General features: G+C 35.5%; 12 protein-coding genes. 6 read left to right on the top strand and 6 right to left on the bottom strand.

All coding sequences use genetic code 11. The annotated features are described in order from the left end of the window. Positions 1-249: 249 nt before the first annotated feature. On the top strand, positions 250-705 hold the full coding sequence (locus V4538_07220; GenBank protein ID MES2380814.1) for a cold shock domain-containing protein: 456 nt from the start codon (positions 250-252) through the stop codon (positions 703-705). Between the two features lie 69 nt (positions 706-774). Here V4538_07220 and V4538_07215 read toward each other — a convergent pair whose 3' ends face one another. From V4538_07215 to V4538_07195, 5 genes are all read right to left on the bottom strand, one after another. Then, complete coding sequence (locus tag V4538_07215; protein MES2380813.1) at positions 775-2,067, bottom strand: cation:proton antiporter; 1,293 nt, start codon at positions 2,065-2,067, stop codon at positions 775-777. A 62-nt stretch (positions 2,068-2,129) separates the two neighbouring features. Next, positions 2,130-2,996, bottom strand: a complete 867-nt coding sequence (locus tag V4538_07210; protein ID MES2380812.1) for a universal stress protein — start codon at positions 2,994-2,996, stop codon at positions 2,130-2,132. 104 nt (positions 2,997-3,100) lie between these two features. Continuing rightward, positions 3,101-4,465: a M28 family peptidase gene (locus tag V4538_07205; protein MES2380811.1), complete on the bottom strand. Its 1,365-nt coding sequence runs from the start codon at positions 4,463-4,465 to the stop codon at positions 3,101-3,103. A 139-nt stretch (positions 4,466-4,604) separates the two neighbouring features. After that, on the bottom strand, positions 4,605-5,876 hold the full coding sequence (gene glyA, locus V4538_07200) for a serine hydroxymethyltransferase (protein MES2380810.1): 1,272 nt from the start codon (positions 5,874-5,876) through the stop codon (positions 4,605-4,607). 20 nt (positions 5,877-5,896) lie between these two features. Beyond that, positions 5,897-6,529 carry a LysE family transporter gene (locus tag V4538_07195; protein ID MES2380809.1) on the bottom strand — a complete coding sequence of 211 codons (633 nt, stop codon included), beginning with the start codon at positions 6,527-6,529 and terminating at the stop codon, positions 5,897-5,899. A 167-nt stretch (positions 6,530-6,696) separates the two neighbouring features. On the opposite strand from V4538_07195, the gene V4538_07190 reads away from it, so the two are divergent. Both V4538_07190 and V4538_07185 read left to right on the top strand, forming a co-directional pair. Beyond that, positions 6,697-8,661 carry a KUP/HAK/KT family potassium transporter gene (locus V4538_07190; protein MES2380808.1) on the top strand — a complete coding sequence of 655 codons (1,965 nt, stop codon included), beginning with the start codon at positions 6,697-6,699 and terminating at the stop codon, positions 8,659-8,661. A gap of 16 nt (positions 8,662-8,677) precedes the next feature. After that, positions 8,678-9,454 (top strand): CPBP family intramembrane glutamic endopeptidase, encoded by a 777-nt coding sequence (locus V4538_07185; protein ID MES2380807.1) that lies wholly within the window; start codon positions 8,678-8,680, stop codon positions 9,452-9,454. An 11-nt stretch (positions 9,455-9,465) separates the two neighbouring features. On the opposite strand, the gene V4538_07180 is transcribed toward V4538_07185, so the two are convergent. After that, positions 9,466-10,128: a thiamine diphosphokinase gene (locus V4538_07180; GenBank protein ID MES2380806.1), complete on the bottom strand. Its 663-nt coding sequence runs from the start codon at positions 10,126-10,128 to the stop codon at positions 9,466-9,468. A gap of 100 nt (positions 10,129-10,228) precedes the next feature. Here V4538_07180 and V4538_07175 point away from each other — a divergent pair, with 100 nt between their 5' ends. The 3 genes from V4538_07175 (at position 10,229) to V4538_07165 (ending at position 14,480) form a co-directional block, all read left to right on the top strand. Then, the gene (locus V4538_07175; GenBank protein MES2380805.1) at positions 10,229-11,032 is read left to right on the top strand and encodes a DUF4292 domain-containing protein; all 804 of its coding nucleotides are present in this window, start codon (positions 10,229-10,231) and stop codon (positions 11,030-11,032) included. Further along, complete coding sequence (locus V4538_07170; GenBank protein MES2380804.1) at positions 10,971-12,371, top strand: peptidoglycan DD-metalloendopeptidase family protein; 1,401 nt, start codon at positions 10,971-10,973, stop codon at positions 12,369-12,371. The genes V4538_07175 and V4538_07170 overlap by 62 nt, the downstream gene beginning before the upstream one ends. 81 nt (positions 12,372-12,452) lie before the next feature. Beyond that, entirely contained in the window at positions 12,453-14,480 is a 2,028-nt protein-coding gene (locus V4538_07165) for a tetratricopeptide repeat-containing sensor histidine kinase (GenBank protein ID MES2380803.1), read from the top strand. Positions 14,481-14,487 lie beyond the last annotated feature (7 nt).

Raw genomic sequence — 14,487 nt, 5'->3', positions numbered from 1 at the left:
TAATAGCCTGCTCCATTAAGCGGATTACTGCAATTTATGAATTTGCTTAACCCATAAAAACGCTGATTGCTATACTATTATCTAATGTTAAATTAATAGTTTAAAAATGCGGCTATTTAATTTTTTGCAAAAATTTGAATTAATAAAGCTACCTTTGAAAACCTTTAATTTTTTTCACAGCTAAAACTTCTTAATAAAAGCCAAAGCCCTGCAAAAACATTTTTGGGCACTCACAATTAACAATACATAATGGCTAAATCACAAGAAACATTCAGTAAAAAGGAAAAAGAAAAATTAAAAATTAAGAAGAGAAAAGAAAAAGAGGAGAAGAGAGAAGAACGTAAAGCAAATGCAGTAAAAGGCCAAAGCCTTGAAGACATGATGGCTTATGTTGACGAAAATGGTAATATTACCAATACTCCTCCTGATCCGAAAAAGAGACGTGTAGTAAATGCAGAGGATATGCTTATTGGTGTAGCCAAACAAGTAGCTCCTGAGCCTGCGGAATTAATCCGTGGTGGAACGGTTACTTTTTATAACGACTCAAAAGGTTACGGTTTTATAAAGGATGAAAAATCGCAGGAGAGCATTTTTGTTCATGCGCATGCGCTGAGCACTCCTATTAAAGAAGGCGACAAAGTAAGTTTTGAAATTGAAATTACCCACAAAGGGCCTAATGCCAAAGATGTTAAACCAAAAGTTTAATCTTTTATAAATAAAAAAGCTGCCTTCTTTCAAAAGAGGCAGCTTTTTTTATGTCTTCTTATTTCTTTATTAAACAAATAAGCCTTCCTGCTCTTTGTCTTTTTGCTCTATATCCTGTTCCATTTTACGTTTAATTAAAAACTGCAAAGCCGGACCGGCCATAATAGAAGTAACTACGGCCATAATAACGATAGCCACAAATAGCTTTTCGCTTATTAAACCTGCCTGTAAGGCCAATAAGGCCAATATTATTTCCATAGCACCACGGGCATTCATACCAAAACCCACTGCTAAACTTTCCTTTTTGCTTAATCCTCCCCAAAGGGCACCTAAACCAGCTCCCAGTAGCTTACAAACTATAGCTAATACTAATACTACTGTTGTTACCTGCCAGTCGAAATTGGCAAAAAAGTCTACTTTAAAACCTATGGCTACAAAAAATAAGGGCGCAAATATATTGGTTACAAACTGGTTGACTATTTCGCGGGTTTTTTCGGTTAAATGCACACTATCGCCAAATGCAATACCGACAATAAAAGCACCAAATATGGCATGTATGCCTATATACTCGGTAAATGCTGCTCCTAAAAAAGCCAAGCCTAATGATATGCTTAAAAAACCTCCGGGCCAGCTAAAGTTTTTTTGTGCCCAAGGCAAGGATTTATTAATAACTATACGCCCAACGGTAAGCATAGCTACTGCATAAGCTATTGTTAAACCAAGGGTATAAACAAACCCATGGCTAACAGTACTTGTTTTAAGCATACCTAAAATAACGGAGAATAATAACCATCCTATTATATCGTCAAACATGGCTGCGGCTATTATTATCATGCCTACTTTGGTTCTGAATAAACCTAAATCCATTAAAGTACGTGCTATAACGGGTAATGCTGAAACGGCCATAGCTGTTCCTACAAATAAACTGAATATGGTTAATTGGGTACTTGTATTAATGCTTTCGCCAAATAAATGATGGTAGTTAAATGCTACTAAAAAACCTAAACCTAAAGGTATAACTAAACCCAATAAACTTGTTTTTAATGCTGTTTTACCTTGTTGACGAATTAGGGATAAATCAACTTCCATACCGGCTACAAACAGTAACATAATAACTGAAATAGAGGTAATGCCGCTAAAGGCAATGGTGGAGTTACTCTGTTTTTCTAACACAAAACTACTTACCTCGGGAAAATACTTACCTAATAATGTTGGGCCTAAACAAATACCTGCTACTAACTCGCCAACCACCAGGGGCATTTTAAATTTTCTGAAAAATTCACCCACCAGCCTTGCTACAATAAGTAGAATACCTAAGCTTAAAACTAAACTTATTGTTTCATGGTGATTTAACGCTTTCATTGAGCTATGGTAAATTTTAGGTGATTATAAAATGGTATTGTTTTATGGTTTATTGTTATCGGTTAATCTTCTTTTACATTAACCAACAATAAATTACAAGGCAAATCGGCCAAAGCAAATTCTATATCGTTTGGAAAAACCCTGTCAATTAAATTGAGTTTTCTATCAGGTGAGTTTAATATCAATAAATCGGCTTCGTGCTCACGTGCATATTTTGATATTACATAACCGGGTTTACCTTCTATACGCTCTGTATTTATTTTTATATTGCCACAATCGTTGCAACTAAGTATGTAATCTAATTTTTGGTCTTCTTCTTTTATCAGGAGTTCTTTATGCTGTGCGGTTTCGTTTTCTTTGAACTCATCGCTTCTTATTAATGCTGCTTTTGACAAATCGGTTTCTTGTATAATATCAACCGTTTGCGCATTGTAAGCTTTGGCATATTCAAAAGCCACGGCAATGGTACTTTTGGTTTTAACATGGTCAGCTCCTTCTACTACTATGTGTTTAATATTAGTGGGATTTTCACTTGGTTCTGTCAACATAAGCATACTGCATTTTACTCTGCGACTTAGTTTACGTGCTACGCTTCCCATAAAATATTTAATCAGGTTTTCTTTTTCTAAAGCACCTGCTACTAATAAATCTATGGCTTGCTCATCGCATATGGTTAAAATAGTATCTACGGTATCTCCGTCTTTCCAAATTACCTGGTAATTGGCTGCATCTATTTTTTTATTGTTAATCAGCTCTGACAAATATTTTTCCTGCTCGGCTGTTTGTTTGCCAATATGTATAAAAACCAAATGGGCATTAAATACTTTTTGTAATTGGGCTGCTTCGGCCACTATAGCTTCAATACGGGGTGAAAAAGCTATGGCAATTCCAATTTTATTAAATACGCTTTCTGTTTTCTCTGCACTCATCTTTTAGAAAAATTTTATTTACAATGTTAAAGGATACTTTGTTACTTAGATATTAAAATTAATAACACTTTATATAAACTAGTGTTTTGGTTTTCCCTTTTCTTTTATTCATTACTTAACAGCCAAACTAAACTCGCTATGGCTGCGGCTCCCAAATGTAATTCTCTTTCGTTTACATGCTCAAAAACATCGTTTTCGGTATGGTGGTAATCAAAATAGCGTTGCGAATCGGGTGTAAAACCAATCAATGCTTTACAGTTGTTTTTTAAGGGGCCAATATCGGCACCGCCACCACCAAAATCTATTTTATCCCATCCATATTCTCTGAACAAATTGGCTTTGGCGCTGATACTTGCGTAAATAGTGGAATCGCTAATGCCAAAACCTCGTGGTACAAATCCACCTGCATCGGTTTCAATGGCTGCATAATGGTTCTCTTTATTTTGGGCAGCTAACGCTGCATATTTTACGCCTCCGCGTAAACCATTTTCTTCGTTCATAAATAAAACGGCTCTGATGGTTCTTTGTGTTTTAATATGTAATGTTTTAAACAATCGCAGTACTTCTATGCTTTGCACACAACCTGCTCCATCATCGTGGGCACCTTCGCCTACATCCCAACTATCTAAATGGCCACCTACCAGAATAATTTCATTGGCTTTGGTGGTTCCGTTCATTTGCCCAATTACATTGTAACTTAAAACACTATCGATGGTATTGGCGCAATTCAGGTTAAAATAGAATTGGGTTTGTTTGCTGTTTTTAATGGCTAAACTTAACCTGTCGGCATCGTTACTACTGATGGCACAAGCAGGAATTTTAGGAAATGAATCGTTGTAATGCATAGCACCTGTATGGGCAAAATCATCGTGTGCCAATGTCATACTGCGTACCACCACACCAATGGCTCCTAATTTAGCTGCCTCTGAAGCACCACGACCACGTTGGTTTACCGCTCCACCATAAGCAGCACCTGTACTAATATGTTTAGGGTCCATTGGTCTGTTAAAAAACACTATTTTTCCCTGTACTTTTTCTTTGCCTAAGCTATGCAGCTCTTCAAAGTTTTTTACTTCTATAACACCTGCAGTAAGGCCATTTTTGGGTGTTGAAACGGAACCACCTAATGCCAGAATATTTACTTGGTAAGGTTTGTTTTCGTTTACTATTTTACCAATCTCTGTTTTTTTGCTGCCTCTTGTCCACCTGGGAACCATAACGGGCTGCAACCATACGGAATCAAAACCATAGGCTTTCATTTTTTTAAACATTAACTGTACTGCTTTTTCAGCCTGTGGACTCCCACTAATTCTATTACCGACTTGCTTACATAAATCGCGCAAATCGCCATACGCTTTTCCGTTGCTTAATACTTCTTCGGTTAATTGTTTAATAACAACAGCATCGTTGGTTTGTGCAGCTATTTGTAAGCAGCCTAGTGAAAATAAAAGTAGAAGGATTTTGTTCATGTATAACGTTAATTATGCATTCAAATATATTGTTTGGTTTGGATATTAAAAGTGTGTTTAGGTTTGGTTTTTGAAAACAAAAAATCCCTTCCGGTTAAACTGAAAGGGATTTCCTTATAATTTGATTTTATACTAAGTTCTATTTGTACAATGGGAACTTAACCATCCAGTCGTTGATGTTTTTTCTAATATCAGCCAGCTTGCTTTCGTTTTCGTTGTTCATTAAAGCTATGTCAATATAGTCTACTATTTGTTCCATATCGCTTTCCATCATACCACGTGTGGTAATGGCTGCTGTTCCAACTCTAATTCCGCTGGTTACAAATGGCGATTTATCATCGAAAGGAACCATGTTTTTGTTAATGGTAATCTCGGCTTTGCCTAAAGCTGCTTCTGCTAATTTACCTGTCAGGTTTTTACTGCGTAGGTCTATTAACATTAAATGGTTATCGGTTCCACCTGAAATAATTTTATAACCACGGTTTACAAATGCTTTGGCCATAGCTTGTGCATTTACTGCTACTTGTTTTACGTATGTTTTATAATCGTCAGTTAAACACTCGCCAAAAGCTACTGCTTTAGCCGCAATTACGTGCTCTAACGGACCACCTTGTGTTCCGGGGAATACAGCGCCATCTAATACAGCGCTCATCATTTTCAAATCGCCTTTTAAGGTTTTTTGTCCAAATGGATTTTCAAAATCGTTACCCATCATAATAATTCCACCACGTGGGCCACGTAAGGTTTTATGAGTTGTTGAGGTAACTATATGGCAATATTGAATAGGGTCGTTTAATAATTTACCTACTATTAATCCTGCAGGATGTGAAATATCGGCCAATAAAATAGCCCCTACACTATCAGCAATGGCACGCAAACGGGCGTAATCCCAATCGCGACTGTAGGCAGAAGCACCACAAATAATCATTTTTGGTTTTTCCTGTTGGGCTTTTGCCTCTACTTTATTCCAGTCTATTAATCCTGTTTCTTGTTCTACTCCGTAAAATGAAGGAACATATAATTTACCTGAAAAATTAACGGGTGAGCCATGTGTTAAATGCCCACCATGTGAAAGGTCGAAACCTAAAATTTTATCGCCCGGATTTAAGCAACCTAACATAACGGCAGCATTGGCTTGCGCACCTGAGTGTGGTTGTACATTGGCCCAGGTAGCACCAAACATTTGTTTTAATCTGTCAATCGCTAAATTTTCTACCTGATCAACTATTTCACAGCCACCGTAATAACGTTTACCCGGTAAGCCTTCTGCATATTTATTGGTTAATACACTGCCCATAGCTTCCATTACTTGTGGACTGGTAAAGTTTTCTGAAGCAATTAATTCAATGCCATGTTCCTGGCGGCTTTTTTCCTGATTGATTAAATCAAATATAACGGTATCTCTTTGCATGTTGTATATGTATAAATTTCTTAAACTATATTTTCAAAATAGGGTTTTATAACGGGCCAAAGCATGGCAAAAGCAACTATTATAAAAACAACGCCTATAATATGATTGAGCAATTGCTGCATTCTTACTGAAAATAAATGTTTTACTTTATTGGCTGAGTAACAAATAATAAACTGATGAAAAAACATAGCTCCTAAGGTAACACTGAAAAACAAAACCACTTCAAACAAAGTGGGTAAACTACTTTTTACAAAAGCGGCTAAACCTAACCAAAATAACAAGGTAAGCGGATTAATGCTGTTAATTATAATGCCTTTCATAATATACAGTATATTTTTATTGCCCGTTGTTTTTATTTCACTTGGGTGGGCAGCTTTTTTCAGGTAGGTGCTAACCCCTAAAACAATTAAGGCTATAAAACCTACTATGCGAATTTCGGTATCGAGTTTTTGTAATTGGTTTGAAACAAATGATGCTGCAAATACACAAAGGGCTACAAAAAACAAATCGCTTAATAACATACCCAATGCTATTAATAAACCCTTTTTATAACCTTTGCTAATACTTGCATGTAACAATGAAAAAAAACCAGCGCCAAATGAAAGCGAAAGAATTAATCCAGTGGCATAACCTTTTAAAATTGTTTGAACCAAAACTTATTTATGTAATAATGCTGGCAAAATAATATTTACTTATATAAAACCGCTAAAACAGTAAATTAAATATTTAATATCAGCCTAACTAATAGTTACATAAAAAATTTGGGTATTATAAATGAAGCTATACATTTGCAAGCTTATTTATTACATACAAAAAAATCGTGGGCGAACATCACCATAGCCAAAACAAGCTTTCATTAGCTGGGCTTTTAGTTACTCTAGGTATTATTTTTGGAGATATTGGAACATCGCCTCTTTACGTATTAAACGCAATTGTTGGCGATAAGGTTATTTCAAAGGATCTCATTTATGGTGGTTTATCATGTATTGTTTGGACTCTTACCCTACAGACTACTTTAAAATATGTTTTAATTACACTGAATGCTGATAACAACGGTGAGGGTGGCATTTTTTCACTTTACGCTTTAGTAAGAAGACGCAGGCCTTACTTAATTTTTCCGGCCATTATTGGTGGTTGTGCTTTATTGGCCGATGGTGTTATTACACCTCCCATTTCTGTTTCATCAGCTATTGAGGGTTTACATTTGATTAAGTCGGATGTTTTTAATTTTTCAGAAATTCCTACCGTTCCCATTGTAATTGCTATTATCAGTTTCTTGTTTTTAATTCAACGAGTTGGTACTTCTATAGTTGGTAAGGCTTTTGGCCCTATTATGTTGCTTTGGTTTGGTATGTTAGCGGTTTTGGGTATTTCAAAAATAGGCACACATGTAGATGTATTAAACTGCTTAAACCCATACTACGCTTATAATTTATTGGTAAACTACCACGAGGGTTTTTGGATACTTGGCGCTGTTTTTCTTTGTACCACCGGGGCTGAAGCTTTGTATTCTGATTTGGGCCATTGTGGTAAAAACAATATCAGGGTAAGTTGGATTTTTGTTAAATCGGCCTTGCTTTTAAATTATTTTGGTCAGGGGGCTAATTTATTAACTCATGAGGGACAAACATTAACGGAAACGGGTATTAATCCTTTCTATAATATTATGTCGCCAGAGTTTTTACCTTATGGCGTTGCTATTGCAACAATGGCTGCTATTATTGCCAGTCAAGCTTTAATTAGCGGGTCATTTACGCTTATTTCAGAAGCCATTCGATTAAATGTTTGGCCTAAAGTAATGATTAAGTTTCCGAGTGAAATGAAAGGTCAATTATATGTACCAAGTGCTAATTTAATTTTATGGGCAGGTTGTATTGGTGTTGTTTTATACTTTAGAGAAGCAAGTGCTATGGAAGCTGCCTACGGTTTAGCCATTACCATTGCTATGCTCATGACCACTTTATTGTTGGTAAATTATTTACGTACTATTAAAGTAAATAAATGGCTGGTGGCTGTATTGTTACTGGTATATGTAGCTATAGAGGGTTCATTTCTGTCGGCTAACTTACTTAAGTTTACGCATGGAGGATGGGTAAGTTTGGTAATCAGTTCTGTATTTATATTTATTATGTGGATTTGGTACAAAGGCCGAAAAATTAAAAACCGATTGACGGAATTTGTTCAACTCAAATCGTACATACCTATTTTGGAGCAGTTAAGCAAAGACGAATCGGTTTCCAAATTCGCTACCCACCTAGTTTATTTAACCAGTGCCGATACTCAAAATGAAATAGAATCGAAAATTATATATTCTATTTTGCAAAAACAGCCTAAGCGAGCAGATATTTATTGGTTTGTGCATATACATGTGGACGATGAACCTTATGCTATGCAATATAAAGTGGACCACATAGTACCTAACGATATTATTAAAGTGGAGTTCAGGCTTGGTTTTAGGGTGGAACAAAAAATTAATTACTACTTCCGTAAAGTAGTAGAAGAACTGGTAAAAAATGGAGAGGTAGATGTAACGAGCAGATACGCTTCGTTAAGGGGGCAGAACATTACCGGTGATTTTAAATTTGTGGTATTACAACGCCATTTATCGAACGAAAATGAACTTTCGGCATACGAACAATGGATAATGGATGTATATTTTTCTTTGGACAGGTTGAGTCTTTCGGAAGCTAAAGCTTTTGGTTTAGATACCAGTTCTGTATTGATTGAAAAAGTACCTTTATTAATTACTCCGTTGAAAGAGTTTAGAATGAAACGATTTTATTAAAAGCTCAGCGGTGTGAATGATAAAGCAACTAATAAAAACCGTTTACGATAAGGCTGAAAACAATAAACAGGAAGTAATAAAAGCCCAAGCCTTTATTGTTTGCATAGCCGCTGCTGTATGTATTAGTCTGGATGAGTATTTTGGCAAAACCGAATTTACCTTACAGTTTATACAGGGTTTAGGCTTTCAGGAATTAGCCCACAAATACCACACTTTTATGGCAGACCAATTACATGCACTGGCCTACTGGGTAGCTGTTATTGTATTGTTTTATGCCATTGTTCCAATAGCTATTATTACTTTTGTTTTTAAAGATAAATTAAGCAATTATGGCTTAAGTATTAAAGGTGCTTTAAAGGATTATAAACTATATGCCGCCATGATTGGTATTATGTTACCATTGGTTTTTATAGCTTCGTTTACGCAAAGTTTCCAAAACAAATACCCCTTTTATAAATTACAGGCAGGCGAATTACTTTATCCTCGTTTTTTGGCTTGGGAGCTATTGTATTTATTACAGTTTTTTGCTGTTGAGTTTTTCTTCCGTGGTTTTATGTTACACGGTAATAAAAATCGTTTTGGCTTTTATAGTATTTTAGTAATGACTATTCCATACTGTATGATACATTTTGGTAAGCCGCTACCTGAAACATTAGCCGCCATTATTGCCGGATTGGTATTGGGTATACTGAGTTTAAAAAGCAATAGCATCTGGTTAGGTATTGCTATTCATTTTTCGGTAGCTATTACTATGGACTTTTGCTCGCTTTGGCAAAGGGGTTTGCTGTTCTAAACTGGCTGCGCTTAGTCATTACATTCCATCAGGAGCAGATTGCCTTTTTCAAAAGTAATTTCAACCAGTCCATCGCTTTCTGTTTTATTGCTGCTGCTGGTGCGTTCGCCCAAATGTAAATCTTCGTTGTTTAAATTATAGGTTAAGCCTTTTGTCTGCAAATTATACACGCTCCCCAAAGGAATAAGCGAAAGCGGATAATTGGCAGGATACCATTTGGTAAAGTGTTGTGGCAAATTATAAATACGCGAATAGTCGTCTAAAATAACCATGGTTATTTTTTGCTTGTACTTAACTAATGTGCTTAAATTATTAATATGATGGTCACCTCTGCGGCCTGTAGCCCAAACAATATTGGCAGTTTTGTGTCCTTTGGCAATTAAAAAATCGAGACCCTTTTCTAAATCTGTTTTATTTTGGTCTGGGGTGTGCACTACTTCCACCGGTTGCTGGTCTTTTAACAGCTCTTCCCAGTTTTCTTTTTTATCAAAATCGCCTAATACTATATCTATTTTTATACCTAGTTGTAATACGCGGTGTATAGCACCATCCAGCACCATTACTACGGGGCTCCATTCTAATAACTGGCCCAATAACTCAAAACTACAGCTTTCTCCATTGGCTATTATCAATGCTGGTTCCTGCTCGTCTCTTACTATATGGTGGCTCGACATTTTTTGCTAATTAATAGTTTGGCTTTTGGACAAACTTAATATAAAACAATTTTTATATTAAGCAGCTTACAAGCATATTTGCTGCAAATAAAATTTAAAAGTGAAATATATTGTTATAAAAGTTTTTTGTTTACTGGCAGCATTGCTTCTTTTTATGTCGGCCTGTAAAACAAAAAAAGGTTTAGGTGTTAAATTGCCGCAAGGAACAAGTATTGACAGTACTTTTTATAAAAACAATGAAGCTTTTATAAACAATATTAACCAACAGCAAAACACTTATAATTACTTAAGCTGCAAAGGGGAATGTGAATACAGCGATGGTAAAAATGACTACACTTTTGACATTAGTTTGGAAATGGAAAAAGGTCATTTTATTTTTATAAAAGCTACTTACTTATTGGGTATTGAAGTGGCCCGTTTATACATAACGCCAAGCCAAATTCAAATTATTGACCATTGGAATAAAGTAAACACACTGGCTTCTTATAGCTTTTTAAAAAAATACAGTTCGGCTCCTTTACAGTTTGAAAACATAGAAAACATGCTTATTGGCAATGCGTTGTTTACCAATACTACTGACCACACTGCCATTGACTCCAACCAAGCTCAGTTTATTCTTAAAACTTTTATAAATGAGGTAGCACAAATTTGTTACTACAACAAAGGGCAAATAGCTAAAATAAATACTAGCTTGTTACAGGACTCATTAAAAAACCAGCAAATGGATATTGCTTACAAGCAATTTTTTCAAAATGGTACAAATTACTATCCAAGTGAGCTAGCTATTAACATTAGGGCAGAAAAAAATGTAGGATGCTCCATGAAACTTTTCAATTTTGTATTTGAAAAAAAGAGAGATCCGCAAATACGTGTACCTAATAGCTACAAAACCATTGCCCACTAAAAGGTTACTTACAACCACCGCCTTATTAAGCCTTAAAGGGCTATTTATATGCTTTTTACTTTTTGCTGTAAGCACTCACTCCCATGCGCAAAAAACAAGTGCTAAACGCAAGCAACTGGAAACAGAGCGCAAAAACCTTTTGCAAAAAATTGACCAGACAAAAAAGGTAATTGCTGAAACCAAACAAAAAGAAAACACCAAGCTTACTCAATTAAAAGCCATTACTGCGCAAATAAAAACACGCGAAAAAGTAATTGATAATATTGCCCAACAAATATTTGAAGTAAGTGTTGAGGTGGATGAAAGTATTATAACCATTGATACTTTAAACGCTCAATTGAAAAGGCTTAAGCAGGATTATGCCAACAATATGCTGGCTATTTATAAAAGCAAAAACCGTGTAAATAATCTGGGTTTCTTATTCAATGCTGAAGGATTTAACGATGCCTACAAACGCATTAAGTATTTAAACAAACTCTCGGAGTATAAACAAATGCAGGTACGTTCCATTATCAATACGCAAAAAGCGATTGAGCAAGAAATAAACAATATGCGTAAAATCAGGAACGAAAGCATAAAACTGTATGGGGTAAAGGAAACGGAAAAGAAGGAACTGGAAGTTGATAAAAAAGAAGAAACACAAGTACTTACTGAACTGCAAGGCAAACAAAAACAACTGCAAACGGAGTTAAAGGAAACGGAAAAAAACTACCAAAAACTGAGTCAGAAAATTGCTGACTTAATACAAAAAGAAATTGAAGAAGCCCGCAGAAAAGAAGAGGAAAGACGCAGAATAGCGGAAGAAAAAGCCGCTAAGGAAAGGGCTAAATTGATTGCTGAAAATAAGAAAAAGGGTATTACCACACCTACGGTTGAACCTAAAAAAGTACCCTCAACAGAGCTATCACCTGAGGATTTAAAAGCCAGTACTGATTTTGTTAACATGAAAAACAGATTACCTTGGCCTGTTAACAATGGTTTTATAAGTGAGGGGTTTGGTACACACCAGCACCCAACACTAAAAGCGGTAAGAACAACGAATAATGGTATTAATATTTCGTGCAAAAAACAAACGGAAGTAAAGTGTGTATTTAAAGGAAAAGTGAAAGCCGTATTTGAAGTACCGGGCATGGAAAAAATTGTGCTTGTTAAACATGGAGAATACTTTACCATTTATGCCAAAGTAGAAAATGTGCAAGTGCGCATTGGACAAGAAGTAAATGCAGGTGAACTGATTGGTACTGTTTATACCAACGATTATGACAACAAAACAGAAATTCACTTTGAGGTGTATAAAAACAAACAAGCTCAAAATCCTGAAATATGGCTGCGTAACTAGTAACTTAATATTTGTTTACTTATTAAAAAAAAATTAACTATTTTGCCTTTATAATTCATCCTAAATCAAAAAAATGATTTGATGCCAAAACACAAAAAGTACATAGCTCTTATTCTGTTTCTGCTTACTCAGGTTACTATTACCTTAGCAGCTGAGCCTGAAAGTGTAAAGGAGATAAAATTAAGAATAGCTGAGATTAACCATAAAAAAGAAGACTCTGTTTTTGCCTTTACTGAAACCTATAATATAATTAATGCAAGCAAAAAACTAAACTACAAAACGGGTGAAGTGGCTGGCACAATGATGTTGGGCTATTTAACCTTTTTGCATGGAAATATTGAAAAAGCGGGTGTTTATTTATACGAAGCTTATGAAACCAATAAGGGATTACATGATGATACGCTTATGGCTCAAAACCTAAGGTATTTAGGTATATACCACGATGAACGTTTTGAACTAAACAAGGCTATTGATTACTTTTTTCAGAGTTTACAAATAAGACAACGTTTAAAAGACAAAAGGGGAATAGCTGAATGCTATAACAGTATAGGTGTTGTATATGCTCATAACGACAAAATAAACCGCGCTGTTGAATATTATAAAAAGGCCCTGGCATATTTTGAAAGCGAAAACATTGCCTATAAAATATCGGCTATATGCAACAACTTAGGTTCTGCATACCAAAACTTAAACATGCCGGATTCGTCTATTTATTTTTTAAATAAGGCAGCCAAATACAATTTGATTAATAAGGATAATTATGGCCTGAGCAGAATATACCATAACTTAGCAACAGCTAATTTGGAATTGGGTAATTTTGACAAAGCCTACGCATTGTACCACCAATCCATTAAATCACAAGGAGGCGGAGAGGGCAACTCGAATAATTTAAACTCATACTCCGCCATCGGAAGGTTGTTAATGAGGCATCACAGGCGTAAAGAGGCTGAAGTATATTTAAACAAGGCGCTAAATATGTCGTTTGAACATAACCTGCCCTCTTCTCGTTTAGAAATATATTCTTTTCTGATTGAACTAAAGTATGACCTAGGCGATTTTAAAAGCAGTCTGGCTTTAAAAAGGTTACACAAAAATTTATATGACTCTCTGGAAAATGGTAATGATATTCAAATTTTACTGGAAACTGAAACCAAGTATCAAACCTTAGCCAAAGAAAGCGAGAACCAATTGCTTACGGTACAAAATAACTTGTTACAACAACGCTCCATAAACAATGCATACTTAGCTGTTGCTTTGTTTGTGGTATTAGCCATTAGTACCTTTTTAGCTATTAGTTTAAATAAAACACGAAAAGCAAAACAACTACTGCACACTAAAAGCGAAGAGATAACCAGTAAAAATGAACAATTGGAACATCTAGTACAAGAGAACCAGGGTTTAATAGGCATTTTAGCACATGACTTGCGTTCTCCCTTTTCTAAAATTATAGGCTTACGCAATTTGGTGGCGCACGAAGATGATGAACATGAGAAGGAAACTTATTTAAACTATATAGAAAAAATTAGCAGGGAAGGTTTACGGTTAATACAGGATACGATTGACTTAAGCAGAATATCGAACCCGAAAATGTATGGGCAAAGCCACAAAATGGAATACTTTAACGCTAAAGAAACGGTACGCGATATGGTAAATGGTTTTAAAGCCATAGCCAACGAAAAAAGTATTGAAATAAGCCTGAAGGAAGGTGATGGCGATTACAATATATATTCATCGAAAGAGTACTTCTCACGCATTATTGATAATCTACTAAGTAATGCTATTAAGTTTTCGCCCGATAAGTCTAAAATAACTTTTTCAACTGCTATTGAAAACGACAAGGCTCTCTTTAAAATAAAGGACCAAGGACCCGGTTTATCTGACGATGACAAGGAAAAACTATTTCTGCGTTTTCAAAAGTTAAGCGCACGGCCAACTGCCAGTGAATCGTCAACAGGATTGGGTTTATTTATAGTAAAACAACTGGCCGACCTAATAAATGGTGATATAACTGTAAATAGCATACAAGGCCAAGGGGCTGAATTTGTATTAACATTGCCACTTATGCACGAAGAGAGCAATAATACTGACCCAGTATTGGCAAGCAATTAAATTCATT

This window comes from Bacteroidota bacterium (assembly GCA_040388375.1).
Lineage (GTDB): Bacteria > Bacteroidota > Bacteroidia > UKL13-3 > UKL13-3 > JAAFJM01.
This window is presented reverse-complemented; position numbering and strand designations above follow the sequence as displayed.